Genomic DNA, 16398 nt, shown 5'->3' with positions numbered 1-16398 from the left:
GCTTCTACCACCATATTTAGTATTTTTGAGCCTTTAGAATAGAATATTTATGAGATTTCAAAAAATAGTGTTTTTTTGTTTTTTACTGATAAGTGTAAAGAGTTTTACGCAAACCAAAGCCTACAAATCCGAAAGAGAAAAAAATCACGATTTAATACATACCAAATTAAAAGTAGATTTTAATTTCTCTAACAAAACAATGAATGGCGAAGCTTGGATAACTGCAAAGCCTCATTTTTATAGCACTAATAAAATTACTTTAGATGCTAATGCTATGCGAATTCAAAAAGTAGCTTTGAATAGTATTGATTTAGACTTTAATTATGATGAGTATAAGTTAGTTGTAGATTTACCAAAAACGTATAAAAAAAATGAAGAATTTACCCTTTATGTAAAGTACATTGCTCGTCCAGAAAAGGTGAAAGATCAAACCACTCAAGAAATTACAGAAGCAAAAGGATTGTATTTTATCAATGCAGATGGTATAGATAAAAATAAACCTACACAAATCTGGACACAAGGAGAAACTCAAGCCAATTCAGCTTGGTTTCCTACCATTGATGCTCCAAATCAAAAAATGTCTCAAGAAATTTACATTACTGTTCCTAATCAATATAAAACATTATCAAATGGCGCATTAATAAGTCAAACTAAAAACGGTAATAACAGAACCGATTATTGGAAATTAGATCAAAAACATGCACCATATTTAGCGTTTATGGGTATTGGTGAATTTGAAATTATTAAAGATTTTTATAAAAATATTCCTGTAAATTATTATGTTGAAAAAGAATATGCGCCTTATGCAAAAGCGATTTTTGGTTTAACACCAGAAATGATAGGCTTTTTTGCAGATAAGTTAGGTGTTGAATATCCTTGGAACAAATACAGCCAAATAGTGGTCAGAGACTATGTTTCTGGAGCTATGGAAAATACAACTGCTGTGGTTCATGGAGAACAAGTGTATCAAAAACCTGGGCAATTGATTGATGATCATAAACATGAAAATACCATAGCTCATGAAATTATGCACCATTGGTTTGGTAACTTAGTAACGTCAGAAAGTTGGGCTAATGTTACTTTAAATGAATCTTTTGCAAATTATGGAGAATATTTATGGATAGCCCATAAATATGGTAAAGTAGCATCTGAAATGCATCATTTTGAACAAATAGAAGCCTATAAAAATGGGCAAAATAATAGTAAATCTTTGGTTCGTTTTAGTTATGATGATAGAGAAGAATTATTCGATTTAGTAAGCTATAACAAAGGTGGTGCAGTTTTGCATATGCTACGCAATTATTTAGGCGATAAAGCCTTTTTTACAGGATTAAAAAATTACTTAACCCAGTACCAATACAAAACTGCAGAAGTGCATCAATTGCGTTTGGTTTTTGAAGAACTTACAGGAAAAGATTTAAATTGGTTTTTCAATCAGTGGTTTTATGGTGCAAATCATCCAAATATCGAAATTTCTTACGATTATAATACTTTGCAAAAAACAGTTACCGTAAATATTATTCAGTTGCAAGGAGAAACTTTTAAATTTCCATTTACAATAGATATTTTTGAAGGTACTAAAAAAACAAGGCATACTGTTTTTGTTGAAGCCAATGATGCATCTTTTACGTTTCCTTATACCAATCAACCCAATTTAATTCAGGTAAATGCAGACAATGTTTTGTTGTGTGAAATCAACGAAAATAAGGTGTTGAGTGATTATATTTTTCAATTAAAAAATGCTGACAACTATGCACATAGAAGAGAGGCCTTAATGCAAATATTGGGTAAGCAAGATGATAAAGATGTTTTTAATGCGGTTGTATCTGCACTAAATGACGCGTCTTATAAAATTAGAATTTTAGCACTCCAAAAAATTGATTTAATCAATAAGTTTTCTAAAAAAGATGCCATCAGAAAAATTATGCAAATGGCAAATAACGATACTAAAACATTAGTACAGGCAGAAGCAATACACACTTTAGGGAAATTAACAGACCCTGAGTTGAAACCAATTTTTGAGAAAGCGTTAAATAGCGAGTCTTATTCGGTTTTAGGTAAAGCTTTGGTTTCTATGTACTATGTAGACAAAGAATTGGCTATTAAAAAATCTAAAGAATTGCCAGACGAAGTTCGTAAAATTTTAGCAACACCATTAACACAAATTTTTATTGAAGAAAAAGACGAATCTGAATTGCCATTTATTGCAAAATCTGTGGTTTCTGGGATGTTTTTAACCAATGATGATACTACTAAAGCACTGTATCAAAAGGCGTTTCAACAAATTTCTGAAAGCAACAATACAGAAGCCATACAAAATGTGGTAGATGATATGGTGGTTAAAGGAAATCAGTTTAAAGGTTTTAATTTTGATAAAGTGGTAATTAACTTAATGAGAAATATGGTGAATGAACAGAAAAAGACCGATAATACCAATAAACAACGAAATATTGAAATAATAAAAACAGCCATGGCAAAGTTGTTGTAAATTGAATACACAACTTGAGTTTAATTTAATATGTTTGCTTTCAAATTTTTAGAAAATGCTGCATACCTTAGAAAAATTAAAATCGGGTGAATTATTAGGTTTAAAAAGAGTAAATATATCTTGTGGTCTTACTGAGTTTCCTAAAGAAATCTATACTTTGTCAGAATCTTTAGAAATTTTAGATTTATCTAACAATCAGTTATCAGCATTACCTAACGATCTTGTACTATTAAAAAACTTAAAAACTATTTTTTTAGGGAATAATAAGTTTACAGAATTTCCTAAAATATTAGCAAAACTTCCTGTATTAAGTATGATTGGCTTTAAATCTAATCAAATTGCCAACATTCCAGAAAATGCGTTTCCTCCATTATTAAGATGGTTGATTTTAACGAATAACAACCTACAAAAACTCCCAAAAAGCATTGGAACCTGTAAGTATTTACAGAAATTTCTAGTAGCAGGAAATTTAATTGAAGAATTGCCTAACGAAATGGCAAATTGTAAAAATCTTGAATTACTCAGAATTTCATCTAATAAGCTGAAAACAATTCCAGATTGGTTGTTTCAGTTACCAAAATTATCTTGGGTAGCTTTTGGTGGAAATCCGGCCACACATAAAATTAAAATAGAGAATGAGATTGCCTCTTATGATTGGAATGATTTTAATATTCACCAAGTTTTAGGTCAAGGAGCTTCTGGAGTAATCTCAAAAGCACATTGGCTTTCTAAAAACAAAGCTGTTGCCATAAAAGTATTTAAAGGCGCTGTTACTAGTGATGGATTGCCAGAAGATGAAATGAAGGCTTCAATTGCTGCTGAACAACATCTAAATTTAATCCCAATTTTAGGAAAAATTAAAAATCACCCAGAAAGAAAGCATGGCTTGTTGATGGAATTCATCTCACCAGATTTTATCAATTTGGGAAATCCACCAAGTTTAGTGTCTTGTACTAGAGATGTTTTTGATGAAAAGACATCGCTTGCAATAAACGATGTTGTAAAAATTGCCACAAATATGGCTTCAGTAGCAGCTCATTTGCATAACAAAGGTATCAATCATGGAGATTTATACGCGCATAATATTTTAATCAATAAAGCCTCAAAAATCCTTTTTGGTGATTTTGGTGCAGCCACTTTTTACGATACCAATTCTAAATTAGCAAAGCATATAGAAAGGGTAGAAGTAAGGGCTTTTGGCTGCTTGCTAGAAGATGTACTTGCTTTGGTTGATGAATCAGAAATAGAAACTCCTTTATACATTCATTTACAAAAAATAAAGCAGCGTTGTTTTGCTGTTGAAGTAAAAAATCGGCCGAGTTTTTCTGAAATCACAAAAGAATTATCAAACATAAAAAATAGTTAAGTTTATGAATTATAGTTTTTTAAATCAATCATTCTAAAGTTTATATTTAAAAAATAATGGGTTATATTATTTGTATTGCTATTCTTTTAATTATCTTATTTATAAGTCTAAAACCGAAGCAAAAACAAAAAGTAATTCCTTTAGACAAGGTTTTAATTCCTGAACATTGGCATCAAATTTTAGTTGAGCATATTTTATTTTATAAAAAATTGACCAAAAACGAACAACAACTTTTTAAAGCTAAAATGGTGCGTTTTTTAGAAAATACAACTATTGAAGCCATTCATTTTGAGTTGGAAGAGTTAGATACTCTGTTTATAGGTGCAAGTGCCATAATTCCTGTGTTTCGATTTCCAAATTGGAACTATTGCAATCTATCAACCGTTTTAATTTATCCTGATTATTTTGATGAAGATTTGCAATTCAGTAATACAAAAAAAGGAAGATATTGCAGGTTTGGTAGGCACAGGTAGGTTCGAAAATCACATGATTTTATCTAGAAAAGCATTGCATCATGGTTTTAGCAATAAAACCGACAAAGGCAATACAGCCATTCACGAGTTTATCCATTTGTTAGACAAAGCAGATGGCGTTATTGACGGAATTCCGAATGCGTTGTTAGACAAGCAATACACCATTCCATATTTACAATTGGTACATCAAAAAATGGAAGAAATCAATAAAGATAAATCTGATATCAGAAATTACGGAGGCACTTCTCAAATTGAATTTTTAGCAGTTGCAGGAGAATATTTTTTTGAAAGACCAAAATTGCTAAAAAGAAAACATCCAGAACTGTATAAGATGTTGGAGGCTTGTTTTGCGAGATAAACTTAGCAAAAAAATAATTTTAATCTTTTAAACCTTTTCTGATTGATATTATTTCTGAAAAATAGATTTAGCTAACGTCCAACTAAAATGAGTATGCGCACCAGTAGCTAAAAGCATTGCTATCGCCATTTAGCACTGTCCTTTTAAAGAGCTCTCTGTTAGCATATTCATTTTAGTGTTTGTTGTGTTTCGTTTATTCTATCTTTTTTGCTTCATTGTCACCCCCTTGGTGAAGAGTTAGACTATTCACTTCTCCTTTTTCATCCATGTTAAAGGTTAGTTTGACATCTACATCAACTAAACTGAATTTGTTCTCCTCAAATGGTATGATTTCAATCTTGTTCTGCCCAGTAGCTTGTGCAAACATTTTACCTTCTTCCTTGAATATTGACAATATGAAATTTGGAGCTAATTCATATTTACCCAGATACCGGTCTGTGATAGCATTATCAAGTTCAATTTTTTCAATTGATGGAATTGGTTTGTTGGTTCGCTTCCATTCTACATCATAACCCGTACTCTTAGAGGTAACAGATACTATCTCTCTGTCTGAGTTCCGATCGAAATGAAGTGTAGTCACACCACCACCATCAAAAAAGAACTTGTCTTTTTCAAAGGGATAAATTTTGTATTTACTCCCTCCAGTTCGTAAAGAGGAAAGCTGACCATCCTTAAATGTGATAATTCTCTGTTCTTCTTTGTCAGATTCATAGACAGCTTCATATTCTTTCAAAAGATCATCGGACAAGGTTATTGGTTTCCAATCGAAAGGTTTTCCGACAGCCATGGCCGCCATTTTAGTTGCGATGTTCCCAGGAGGATTACAGTTGCAATTAGAAAACACAGCAACGAATAGTTGTTCTTCCGGTAAGAACATGGAACTAGTCAAATAGCCGTTAATACCTCCGCCATGAGATATCATCGGACTCCCTTGAATATTACCTATTCCCCATCCATAGCCATACCCGGTTTTTTCACCACTGTTCAATTTATAAGAGGAATGAGCTTCCTCTCTCGATGCTTTTGAAATCACCTTGTCATCCATAACTGCACTATACCAATTGTATAGATCATCGATAGTCGATAGTAGTGACCCAGCAGCATATGGCTGTGTCATACTCAAGAAGTCAGCATTTATATAACCATCATCATTTTTATCATAACCATATGCTCTGTTCCTAATAATTCTGGAAGTGGATCCGTAATAAGAGCTGGTCATTTCTAAAGGATTAAAAAATGTACTTTCAATATATTCTTCATAGGACATGCCAGACACAACCTCGATGATATATCCGAGGATAAAATATGCGGAGTTGTTGTATCTCCATTCTTCACCTGGTTTAAAGTCCATAGGCTGATATTTGAAGAATTCAATCAGTTCTTCTGGTGTAAAGTCCTTTTTTCTAACCTCGCCATCCCATTCTTTCATTCCCGTGTAGCTCTTAATTCCCGAAGTATGAGTTAGCAGATGTTTTATTGTTATTTCATACCCATGAGTAGGGTATTCTTTAACATACTTCGTGATATCGTCATCCAGATCCAATTTTCCATCATCACGAAGCTTCAAAATCGCAGATGCAGTAAACTGCTTGGTTATGGAACCAATCCTAAAAATATTCTCTGGTTTCATCTTTACACCAAGTTCCAAATTGGCCATGCCAAAGGCCTTCCGATACAAAACCTTTTCATCTTTTATTACAAGAGCCACGGCACCAGGGCCATCATCTTTGAATGTTTCAGCCATTAAGGCATCAAATTCCTTGCTAAGCTTTTGCGCTATTGAAGAATGAGCAAGGATGAATAAAAGGATAATTGGTAAGATCTTTTTCATTATGATTTGGTTTGGTGAATGAAACACAACTCTATTCGGATATACCGAGTTTCAATTCGTTATATCCAGAGTTAGCTAAGTTCGGCTTTTTTGTTCAGAAAATCAACAGGAAAAACACCTTGTTTTAGGTAAACTTATCCACAAAAAGTTATTCTTCAAAACCCAATCAAAATTATTATAACAATTCACAATCCACACACTATCTTTGCACTTCACAATTCTTTATGTCCATAAACACACTTTTAATAACACCACCTTTTACGCAATTAAACACTGCCTATCCTGCAACTGCTTACATTAAAGGATTTTTAGAATCTAAAAATGTAAAAGCAACGCAAATGGATTTAAGTATCGAGTTGTTTACAGCTGTGTTTACCAAAGAGTTTATCGATGCTATTTTTAAACAGGCAGATTTATTGGGCAATGCAGCTTTGCCTTTGGTGTATAATCAGCGAGAAGAATACATCAATAAAGTAGAAACTGTGATGCAATATTTGCGCGTACAAGAGGTTACAGCAGCGTATCAAATTGTGCATAAAGATTTTTTACCTCAAGGCCACAGACGCATCAAATTAAACAAAGATTTATCAACCGAATTTGGCAAATTAGGCATTTTAGACAAGGCCAAACACATTGCCACCTTGTTTGTAGAAGAATTAGGCGATTTTATAAATGCCAATGTAGATGAGTTTTTCTCTTTTACGCGTTATGCAGAACAATTGGGTAGAGCAGCTTCTAGTTTCGATCAAATTGATGAGTATTTACAATATGAAACTACGCTGATAGAGGACGAAATGTTGTACATTTTAGAGGAACAAATCAAAAAAGACAACTACGATTTGGTTTGTTTTACCATTCCTTTTCCTGGTAATTTATTTTCTGCTTTACGTTGTGCACAATTTATAAAACAAGAATATCCAAATTTAAAAGTCGCTTTTGGTGGTGGCTATTGTAACACCGAATTAAGACGTTTATCAGATCCAAGAATTTTTAATTTTGTCGATTTTATTACGTTGGATGATGGAGAAGGTCCTTTATTCAAAATCACTGAATTTTTAGACCTTAAAATAGGCGAGGAGCAACTAGAAAGAACTTTTATTTGCAAAAATAACGAGGTTGTATATGCAGATAAAAAACCAAATACCATTTTTCATCATAAAAATTTACCAGCACCAAGTTATATAGGTTTGCCAACCGCAAAATATTTGTCTTTTTTAGATGTGATGAACCCAATGCACAGAATGTGGTCTGATGGAAAATGGAACAAACTCACCATTTCTCACGGTTGTTACTGGAAACAGTGTTCTTTTTGCGATGTAACTTTAGATTATATTGGCAATTACCAAAACACGACTGCAGAAGATTTGGTAAATAAAATTGAAAAAATAATTTCAGAAACAGGCATTACAGGCTTTCATTTTGTAGATGAAGCTGCGCCTCCAAAAATGTTGCGAGCGTTAGCAAACACATTAATAGCGCGTAAAGTGTATATTACTTGGTGGACGAATATTCGTTTTGAAAAAACATTTACACCAGAATTGTGTGCGTTATTATCAAAATCGGGCTGTATCGCTGTTACTGGTGGTTTGGAAGTGGCTTCAGACAGGTTGTTAGCAAAAATGAAAAAAGGCGTTGATATTGCACAAGTTGCCAGAGTTACCAAAGCTTTTTCTGATGAAAATATTATGGTGCATGCCTATTTAATGTTTGGTTTCCCAACAGAAACTGCACAAGAAACTATTGATTCTTTAGAAGTTGTGCGTCAATTGTTTCAGAACAATTGCATTCAGTCTGCGTTTTGGCATCAATTTGCGTGTACAAGTCATAGTCCTGTTGGTAAAAATCCAGATGAATTTCAAATCAAGATTACAGGACCAAAATTTGAAGGTTTTGCCGAAAACGATTTGTATCACGAAGACCCAACAGGCGCAGAGCATCATTTATATAGCAAAGGTTTAAACATCGCCTTGAATAATTACTTGAATTACAAAGGTTTTGAGATTCCTTTAGAAGATTACTTCACTTTTAAAGTGCCTAGAAAAACATTAGCCAATAATTTGATTGCTGGTTTTTTGGAAAACAGTAATGCTACAAAACAAACTCCTCAAAAATAGCATGCAACTCTTTTTCAGGGTTGCTACACATTCCAGAATGTGTTTTAGAACTCTGAATAATAGTACTTCTGCAAGCAACTAGCCATCTAAAACGATCTGAAATTTCAAATGCACCAATTTTTCCTGCAGATGATTTTCCATCACAAATTAGTTTCCAAGCATTTAAATAATCGTTCAGGTGATTTAATTCTAATGCTGGAGCAATTGCGTTGAGTTTATTTGGGTTGATATGATATTTTATATCCAAATATTTTTTACGTTTCGAAAAAAGAATCACACCAACATTAAAAAACTCTTCACGTTCAACTTTTGGCACTAATCTAATAATGGCGTATTCAAAAGTAACTTTATCTTGCATCTTCAGCTTCTTTTACAAGTTCATCAATCATTACCATTTTTGCATTTAAAAAAGTAAAATATGCTTTTCTGATTTCATCAGGATTTAAAACTTCGCCATCACTAATCAACCAATCTTCGGGTATTTTAGTAATAATGTCTGAAATAATAGTTTTATTTATAAGTTGCTGTATGTCTTTAGCAGCTTCTTTTAACAAAGTTGCTTTAGGCAAAAGTACGTGGTCTTTTATCAACGGAAAAGTTCTTGTTAAATGATGCTGCCAAGTTTGCCAATTGTGATGGAAATAAAAACTTGCTCCATTGTCAATTACCCACAATTCTTTATTCCAGATTAATAAATTTGTGTTTTTTGCAGTTCTATCTATGTTACTTATCAAACTGTCTAAAATAACCACCTTAGAAGCTGTTAAGGCATCTACTTTAGACACCAAAGGATCATAAGTTATAGCACTTGATAAAAAATGCAAGCCCAAATTTAAACCCACACTAAATTTTAGCAAATCTTGAATTTCTTCATCGGGTTCTGTTTTGCTAAAAGAATCGTCTAAATGCATAAAAACCAATTCAGGCACTTTTAAACCAATGGCTCTTGCCAATTCGCCACCAATAAATTCGGAAATCAAAGCCTTTTTTCCTTGACCTGCGCCCCTAAATTTAAGTACATATAAAAAACCATCATCTGCTTTTACGATTGCTGGTAAAGAACCACCTTCTCTTAAAGGTTGTAAATATTGTGTAACATTTACAGTTCTTATCTCAATTTTTTTCATAAAACTAAGATATGTTATTTATGATACTCCTCAAAAGTACCATCATTATAAAAAACAACAATTCTTTGAATCCTTTTTTTATCGTTTTTCTCAGAATTTGAAAATAGAGTAGGAGGTGTTTTGGGAATTTTTTTTTCTTCAACTTTAGGGAAATTTCCTTTTCCGTTCAACAACCATTCAATATCTAGATCTTTAAATTTTGAGGTGATTTTTAATACAAAATCTAAACTAGGTTTATTTCTACCCGATAAAATATGTGAAATACTTGAGCGCTGAACTCCTATTTTATCAGCAAACAAAGAAGCTGATAACTCATAATATTCCATCAAAATTTTTATACGATTAGAAAACTCAGAACTGTTTAACATTGTGAAAATAAGATTAGATGCAAATGTAAAAAATGAGAGGCAACACGCAAAATATTTAATTAAAAGCCTTTTGGTAAATTAGTTTTATGTTAAATTTTAAGTTGAATTAAATTTATGTAATATTTTGAAATATAATGTTTTATGAAATTTAAATATAAAGTAATAAATCATCTTTATAAAGAGTTGTTATATGCGCATTTATGCCAATACCTAAGGTTTACAAAAGTAATTTTTTTATAACTTAAACCGTTTTAATAGATACCAATTCATAAATTGATATGAAAAAAATTACAGTTGTAGAGTCCTTATCAAAAGTGTAAATTTGTACTTCTAAATAGCGTTATCTGTGGATATTTTATCACCAAAAATTGTAAAAGAAATTTTTAAAGACCAGAGAGAAATTTTTCTTTTTGGCAAGTGGATTACTTTGTACGATATCGAAATATTGTTGCAAAAACATCAAAAAAGTTTTCAAATCAAACAACTCGGTTTTTCTGAGCAACTAAGGCCAATTTATACTTTGAAAATTGGTACAGGAAAAAAGAAAATTTTGCTTTGGTCTCAAATGCATGGAAACGAAAGTACTGGCACAAAAGCCTTATTTGATCTATTCAATTGCTTTACAAATGATGCTAATCAAGTTTTTAAGACCATTTTAAAAGAGTGTACACTACTTTTTATTCCGATGTTAAATCCTGATGGTGCAAAAGCTTATACAAGAGTTAATGCCAACAATGTTGATTTAAATAGAGATGCTGTAGATCGAGTTGCTAAAGAAAGCAAATTATTGAGAGAAACATTAGAAGAATTCGACCCTCAATTTTGTTTTAATTTGCACGATCAAAGAACTATTTTTGGAGTAGAGGGCACAAAAAACCCTGCAACAATCTCTTTTTTAGCACCTTCTGAAGAAGTAACAAGAGCATTAACTAAAGGCAGAAAAGAAACCATGAATGTTATTGTGGCTATGAATGGTTTATTGCAAAAAATGATTCCTAATTTCGTAGGTAGATATACAGACGAATTTTATCCAACAGCTACTGGAGATAATTTTCAAAAATTAGGTTACAATACCATTTTAATTGAATCTGGCCATTATCCTGATGATTATCCTAGAGAAATTTCTAGAGAATTTACGTTTTATGCCATAGTTCAAGGACTTTACCATATTGCTATTTCAAACGATTTTACAGCATATTTACCCTATTTTGATATTCCTAACAATGCAAAAACTTTTTTTGATGTTATCCATAGATATAAAAATAGTAACAAAAACATTGCGTTTCAGTATCAAGATAGTATTGTTGAGGGTAAATTTGTATCACATTTAAGCAAGGTTGAAGGTGAAAATAACCTAAATGACAAAATAGGACACTCCGAAATCGTTTTCGAGAACGAAATTAATTAAGTATTTATCAGTTTTTTACTTGTTTAATTAAATTAAATTTATAAATTTGCATCGATAATTGAATAATACTTAAAAATGAAAAAATTTATCTTAGACGAAATTGATCATCAAATTTTAGATATTTTAATAGAAAATGCAAGAACTCCATTTACAGATATTGCAAAACAGTTACTAGTTTCAGCTGGTACTATTCATGTTCGTGTTAAAAAAATGGAGGATGAAGGTATTATTCAGGGTTCTACACTCACATTAAATTATGAAAAAATGGGCTATTCCTTTATAGCGCATGTTGGAGTTTATTTAGAGAAAACATCTATGACTCAAAGTGTTATAGAAAATTTAAGAAAAATACCAAATGTTACTGTAGCTTACGTAACTGCTGGCAAGTATAATATTTTTTGTAAAGTAAGGGCAAAAGGTACTAACGATGCTAAAGATATTATTTATCGAATTGATGATGTTCCTGGTGTAAACAGAACAGAAACAATGATAGCTTTAGAAGAAAGTATCAACGATAAGAAAAGAATGATGCATGCAATTTTTGCAGATTTATAAGAATATCAACATTATTTTATAATCCTTATCATTAAAATGATAAGGATTTTTTTATGGAATAAACTTTTGATTCTGTATGTTTGTTAGTGTACAATTGGTAATTTATGACTCTAAATACTGAATATAATTTAAACTCAGATTCAGATAAAGCATTTTTATTGAATTTATTCAAAAAGATGTTAAAACCTCGTTTAATTGAGGAAAAGATGCTCATTTTATTGCGTCAAGGAAAAATATCTAAATGGTTTTCTGGTATTGGTCAAGAAGCCATAGCTGTTGGAGTAACTTTAGCTTTAGAAAAAGACGAATATATTTTACCAATGCATAGAAATTTGGGCGTTTTTACAACCAGAGAAATTCCTTTATACCGACTTTTTGCACAGTGGCAAGGTAAACAAAGTGGTTTTACTAAGGGTAGAGATCGAAGTTTCCATTTTGGAACACAAGAATTCAATATTGTTGGAATGATTTCTCATTTAGGGCCTCAATTAGGAGTTGCAGACGGAATTGCCTTAGCCAACAAATTAAAAAATAATCATAAACTATGTGCTGTTTTTTCAGGTGAAGGTGGTACAAGCGAAGGCGATTTTCACGAAGCTTTAAACGTAGCTTCAGTTTGGAGTTTACCTGTTTTATTTTGTATAGAAAACAATGGTTATGGCTTATCTACGCCAATATCTGAACAATTTAATTGTAAAAATATTGCAGATAAAGGCATTGGTTATGGTATGGAAAGTCACATTTTAGATGGTAATAATATAATTGAAGTTTTTACAAAAGTTGATGAACTTGCTAAAAGTGTAAGAAAACATCCAAGACCTATTTTATTAGAGTTTAAAACCTTTAGAGTAAGAGGTCATGAAGAAGCGAGTGGAACAAAATATGTGCCAGCTGAACTTTTACAGTTCTGGAAAGATAGAGATCCAATAACCAATTTTGCTGCTTTTTTAAGAGAAAAACAAGTTTTATCTGAAGAAATTGAAGTTTCATATCGTAAAGAAATTGACAAGGAAATTAATAAACATTTAAAAATTGCTTTTGATGAAGAGCAAATTATACCCAATATAGCAACAGAACTTAAAGATGTTTTAAAACCTTATAATTTTAAGGAGATAAAAGCTTCATCTACCCAAAAAAATATTCGTTTTGTTGATGCCATTTCTGACGGATTAAAATTATCGATGGAAAAACATCCAAATTTGGTAATACTAGGACAAGATGTTGCTGAGTATGGAGGAGTTTTTAAAGTTACTGAAGATTTTGTAAGTAAATTTGGAAAAGAACGTGTAAGAAATACACCTATTTGCGAATCTGCCATTGTAAGTGCAGCTTATGGTTTGTCTGTAAACGGAATGAAAGCTGTTGTAGAAATGCAGTTTGCAGATTTTGTTTCTTCTGGGTTCAATCCGATAGTAAATTTATTGGCAAAATCGCATTATAGATGGGGTCAAAATGCAGATGTTGTAATAAGAATGCCTTGTGGAGCAGGTGTAGGTGCTGGCCCTTTTCATAGTCAATCTAATGAAGCTTGGTTTACCAAAACACCTGGTTTAAAAGTACTATATCCTGCTTTTCCTGAAGATGCTAAAGGCTTATTAATTAGTGCCATAAACGATCCTAATCCAGTTCTATTTTTCGAACATAAAGGTTTGTATAGGTCTGTTTATCAACATGTTTCAGAAAATTATTATACTGTAGCAATTGGTAAAGCAAATCTCTTAAAAACAGGAAATCACATTACTTTAATTGGGTATGGACCAACTATACATTGGCTTTTAGAGGTTTTAGAAAAACATCCTGAAATTGATGCAGATCTTATCGATTTAAGAACTCTACAACCTTTAGATACAGCAACTATTTATGCATCTGTAGAAAAAACGGGTAAGGTTTTAATTGTTCAAGAAGATTCTCTTTTTGGCGGAATTGCGAGTGATTTATCAGCATTAATCAACGAAAATTGTTTTAAATATTTAGATGCGCCTGTACAAAGAGTTGGTAGTTTAGACACTCCAATTCCTTTTCAACCAGATTTAGAACAGCAATATTTAGGAAAAAATACACTTGCAAAAAGCATTTTAGAGTTGCTCGATTATTAATTATCTTTAGCATTTTAAACAGAAAAATAGATTTATGAATAACAAACAGATCATCTTTAAAAAACGACCTGTAGGAGTACCCAATGCAGATACTTGGCAGTTAGAATCTAATCCAATTCCTGAACTAAAAGAAGGAGAAATTTTGGTAGAACACTATTATATTTCTTTAGATCCTGCAATGCGTGGTTGGATGAACGATACCAAATCTTACATTCCTCCTGTGGCTATAGATGATGTGATGCGTGCTGGTTCTATTGGCAAAGTAATTCAGAATAATGGGAATTCAAAGTTTGAAATTGGTGACGTAGTAACCAGTTGGGGAGGTGTACAACAATACGCAATTACAAATGGCGAAGGTTGGTATAAAGTAGATACTCGTTTGGCATCAATGCCAAAGTATATTGGAATTTTAGGTATGCCTGGAATGACTGCTTATTTTGGAATTACTGAAGTTGGTAAAATTAAAGAAGGAGATATTGTTTTAGTTTCTGGTGCTGCTGGAGCTGTTGGTAGTGTAGTTGGGCAAATTGCAAAAATTAAGGGCTGTACTGTAATTGGTATTGCTGGTGGACAAGAAAAATGCGATTATCTAAGAAATGAATTGGGTTTTGATGAAGCTATTGATTATAAATCAGAAAACATATATACAGCTCTAAAGAAAAAATGCCCAAAAGGTATTGATGTTTATTTTGATAATGTTGGCGGAAAAATTTTAGATGCAGCTTTAATGAAATTAAGAATGCATGCAAGAGTGGTAATTTGCGGTGCAATATCTCAATACAATAATAAAACCAGAATCGATGGCCCAAGTAATTATTTATCATTATTGGTAACGCGTTCTACAATGCAAGGAATGGTAGTGACGGATTATGCCAAGAATTTTGGTAACGCAGCCAAACAAATGGGTACTTGGATGCAAGAAGGTAAACTAAAATCAAAAGAAGATATCTACGAAGGTATTGAAAACTTTCATGAAACCTATAACCGATTGTTTTCTGGTGATAAAAAAGGAAAATTAATTTTAAAAGTAAAAGAAGAATAATAGTGGAACACTTTTTTCAATGCCCTTATTGTTGGGAAGAAATTTCGATGATTTTGGACAGCAGTGTAAGACAGCAAACGTATATAGAAGATTGTGAGGTTTGTTGCAATCCCATAGAAATATCGCCAAGATTTGAAAGTGGCGATTTGATTGGTTTTGAATCTCAATCTATTGAACAATAAAAATTACACAGAGAATCACAGGTTTTTTTCAAAGAGAAACTCAGAATTTTAACCTGCAAGGTTTTCAAAACTTTGAAGTTTTTTTTAGTTTAAACATTAACTTAGTTAAAGTTAAAATAGATAATATTAAGCAAAAGATATTTCGATAATTAGATCTACAAATTCTTGAAGCTTAAGACATAAAAATTTCTCTGCGAAACTCAGTGTTTTTTTCTTTGCGAATCTAAGTGTCAAAAATTTTGCAAAAAATTACAATAAAGGATTTTCCCATTTAAATTCCTCAAAAAGCGCAAGCCAATCTTTAGGAAAAGTTGCTTTTAAATTCATTTTTTTTGATGAATAAGGATGCGTAAACTCCAATTGTCCAGCATGCAAAAATAAGTTTTTCCAACCAAAATTTTCAAGAAACATGGTATCGTGATTTTTATCACCATATTTAGCATCACCAATTAAAGGATGACTAATTTTATTGGTGTGCACACGCAATTGATGCATTCTACCCGTTTTTGGGGCAAGTGCTACCAAACTATATCTTGAGGAATCGTAAGGTTTTACAGGAATGTTTAACGTTACATTTTCTAGAGTTTTTAAATCGGTTAAGGCATTTTTATGTATTTTAGCATCTCTACCTTTAACAGGAGAGTCAATTGTTTTGAATTCAGGAGAAAAACCACGAACTACGCCATAATAGGTTTTCTGAATTTCATTTTTAGTAAATAATTCTTGAAATTTAGAAACGTACTCCTTTTTTTTTGCTAATAAAATAATGCCAGACGTTTTTCTGTCTAACCTATGAATAGGATAAACTTTTAGACCTGTTTCACTTTTAATCATTTGTAATAATGAAGTTTCATCAGCTACATTTCTAGAATGATAGGCATGATGTACCAATACATTATTGGGTTTGGCTACACAAATTAAATAATCGTCTTCAAAAATAATATCTAAATTCATCTGCTTTTAAAAATGTTAAAAATACTATTATTTCAT

15 protein-coding genes are annotated in these 16398 nt (G+C 31.8%); 10 read left to right on the top strand and 5 right to left on the bottom strand.

The genetic code is table 11. The features are described 5' to 3' along the window. The first annotated feature begins 49 nt into the window (after positions 1-49). Genes SJY27_RS01900 through SJY27_RS01885 form a run of 4 tightly spaced genes read left to right on the top strand, consistent with a single transcriptional unit; the run spans position 50 to position 4685 of the window. Entirely contained in the window at positions 50-2488 is a 2439-nt protein-coding gene (locus SJY27_RS01900) for a M1 family aminopeptidase (RefSeq protein ID WP_397446559.1), read from the top strand. A gap of 55 nt (positions 2489-2543) precedes the next feature. After that, entirely contained in the window at positions 2544-3854 is a 1311-nt protein-coding gene (locus SJY27_RS01895; RefSeq protein ID WP_397446558.1) for a leucine-rich repeat-containing protein kinase family protein, read from the top strand. Positions 3855-3910: 56 nt separating this feature from the next. Beyond that, a complete protein-coding gene (locus tag SJY27_RS01890; RefSeq protein ID WP_397446557.1) occupies positions 3911-4327 on the top strand; it encodes a zinc-dependent peptidase in 417 nt (138 codons plus the stop codon). Beyond that, positions 4263-4685, top strand: a complete 423-nt coding sequence (locus tag SJY27_RS01885) for a zinc-dependent peptidase (protein WP_397446556.1) — start codon at positions 4263-4265, stop codon at positions 4683-4685. The genes SJY27_RS01890 and SJY27_RS01885 overlap by 65 nt, the downstream gene beginning before the upstream one ends. A gap of 193 nt (positions 4686-4878) precedes the next feature. Here SJY27_RS01885 and SJY27_RS01880 read toward each other — a convergent pair whose 3' ends face one another. Continuing rightward, a complete protein-coding gene (locus tag SJY27_RS01880; protein WP_397446555.1) occupies positions 4879-6516 on the bottom strand; it encodes a serine hydrolase in 1638 nt (545 codons plus the stop codon). A 224-nt stretch (positions 6517-6740) separates the two neighbouring features. Between SJY27_RS01880 and SJY27_RS01875 the strand changes: the two genes are divergently transcribed. After that, a complete protein-coding gene (locus tag SJY27_RS01875) occupies positions 6741-8630 on the top strand; it encodes a B12-binding domain-containing radical SAM protein (RefSeq protein WP_397446553.1) in 1890 nt (629 codons plus the stop codon). Here SJY27_RS01875 and SJY27_RS01870 read toward each other — a convergent pair. Genes SJY27_RS01870 through SJY27_RS01860 form a run of 3 tightly spaced genes read right to left on the bottom strand, consistent with a single transcriptional unit; the run spans position 8605 to position 10125 of the window. After that, on the bottom strand, positions 8605-8988 hold the full coding sequence (locus SJY27_RS01870) for a DUF3037 domain-containing protein (RefSeq protein WP_397446551.1): 384 nt from the start codon (positions 8986-8988) through the stop codon (positions 8605-8607). The genes SJY27_RS01875 and SJY27_RS01870 overlap by 26 nt on opposite strands. Continuing rightward, a complete protein-coding gene (locus SJY27_RS01865) occupies positions 8978-9757 on the bottom strand; it encodes a HipA family kinase (RefSeq protein WP_397446550.1) in 780 nt (259 codons plus the stop codon). Before SJY27_RS01865 ends, SJY27_RS01870 begins: the two co-directional genes overlap by 11 nt. Before the next feature lie 14 nt (positions 9758-9771). Further along, a complete protein-coding gene (locus SJY27_RS01860) occupies positions 9772-10125 on the bottom strand; it encodes a helix-turn-helix transcriptional regulator (RefSeq protein WP_397446549.1) in 354 nt (117 codons plus the stop codon). Between the two features lie 346 nt (positions 10126-10471). Between SJY27_RS01860 and SJY27_RS01855 the strand changes: the two genes are divergently transcribed. The 5 genes from SJY27_RS01855 (at position 10472) to SJY27_RS01835 (ending at position 15408) form a co-directional block, all read left to right on the top strand. Next, positions 10472-11533 (top strand): M14 family zinc carboxypeptidase, encoded by a 1062-nt coding sequence (locus tag SJY27_RS01855; RefSeq protein WP_397446548.1) that lies wholly within the window; start codon positions 10472-10474, stop codon positions 11531-11533. 75 nt (positions 11534-11608) lie between these two features. Continuing rightward, a complete protein-coding gene (locus SJY27_RS01850; RefSeq protein WP_397446547.1) occupies positions 11609-12088 on the top strand; it encodes an Lrp/AsnC family transcriptional regulator in 480 nt (159 codons plus the stop codon). Positions 12089-12192: 104 nt separating this feature from the next. Further along, the gene (locus SJY27_RS01845; RefSeq protein WP_397446546.1) at positions 12193-14184 is read left to right on the top strand and encodes a thiamine pyrophosphate-dependent enzyme; all 1992 of its coding nucleotides are present in this window, start codon (positions 12193-12195) and stop codon (positions 14182-14184) included. 34 nt (positions 14185-14218) lie between these two features. Further along, positions 14219-15226 carry an NADP-dependent oxidoreductase gene (locus tag SJY27_RS01840; RefSeq protein WP_397446545.1) on the top strand — a complete coding sequence of 336 codons (1008 nt, stop codon included), beginning with the start codon at positions 14219-14221 and terminating at the stop codon, positions 15224-15226. Continuing rightward, positions 15226-15408, top strand: a complete 183-nt coding sequence (locus SJY27_RS01835) for a CPXCG motif-containing cysteine-rich protein (protein WP_397447948.1) — start codon at positions 15226-15228, stop codon at positions 15406-15408. The genes SJY27_RS01840 and SJY27_RS01835 overlap by 1 nt, the downstream gene beginning before the upstream one ends. A 249-nt stretch (positions 15409-15657) precedes the next feature. Here SJY27_RS01835 and SJY27_RS01830 read toward each other — a convergent pair whose 3' ends face one another. Further along, the gene (locus SJY27_RS01830) at positions 15658-16362 is read right to left on the bottom strand and encodes a pseudouridine synthase (RefSeq protein WP_397446544.1); all 705 of its coding nucleotides are present in this window, start codon (positions 16360-16362) and stop codon (positions 15658-15660) included. Positions 16363-16398 lie beyond the last annotated feature (36 nt).

It is taken from the genome of Polaribacter sp. R77954, assembly GCF_044595335.1.
Classification (GTDB): domain Bacteria; phylum Bacteroidota; class Bacteroidia; order Flavobacteriales; family Flavobacteriaceae; genus Polaribacter.
This window is presented reverse-complemented; position numbering and strand designations above follow the sequence as displayed.

Bases quoted from the DNA above. Each gene is read 5' to 3' on its own strand.
- SJY27_RS01900 (WP_397446559.1), top strand. From the start codon at position 50: ATGAGATTTCAAAAAATAGTGTTTTTTTGTTTTTTACTGATAAGTGTA.
- SJY27_RS01895 (WP_397446558.1), top strand. From the start codon at position 2,544: ATGCTGCATACCTTAGAAAAATTAAAATCGGGTGAATTATTAGGTTTA.
- SJY27_RS01890 (WP_397446557.1), top strand. From the start codon at position 3,911: ATGGGTTATATTATTTGTATTGCTATTCTTTTAATTATCTTATTTATA.
- SJY27_RS01885 (WP_397446556.1), top strand. From the start codon at position 4,263: ATGAAGATTTGCAATTCAGTAATACAAAAAAAGGAAGATATTGCAGGT.
- SJY27_RS01880 (WP_397446555.1), bottom strand. From the start codon at position 6,516: ATGAAAAAGATCTTACCAATTATCCTTTTATTCATCCTTGCTCATTCT.
- SJY27_RS01875 (WP_397446553.1), top strand. From the start codon at position 6,741: ATGTCCATAAACACACTTTTAATAACACCACCTTTTACGCAATTAAAC.
- SJY27_RS01870 (WP_397446551.1), bottom strand. From the start codon at position 8,988: ATGCAAGATAAAGTTACTTTTGAATACGCCATTATTAGATTAGTGCCA.
- SJY27_RS01865 (WP_397446550.1), bottom strand. From the start codon at position 9,757: ATGAAAAAAATTGAGATAAGAACTGTAAATGTTACACAATATTTACAA.
- SJY27_RS01860 (WP_397446549.1), bottom strand. From the start codon at position 10,125: ATGTTAAACAGTTCTGAGTTTTCTAATCGTATAAAAATTTTGATGGAA.
- SJY27_RS01850 (WP_397446547.1), top strand. From the start codon at position 11,609: ATGAAAAAATTTATCTTAGACGAAATTGATCATCAAATTTTAGATATT.
- SJY27_RS01845 (WP_397446546.1), top strand. From the start codon at position 12,193: ATGACTCTAAATACTGAATATAATTTAAACTCAGATTCAGATAAAGCA.
- SJY27_RS01840 (WP_397446545.1), top strand. From the start codon at position 14,219: ATGAATAACAAACAGATCATCTTTAAAAAACGACCTGTAGGAGTACCC.
- SJY27_RS01830 (WP_397446544.1), bottom strand. From the start codon at position 16,362: ATGAATTTAGATATTATTTTTGAAGACGATTATTTAATTTGTGTAGCC.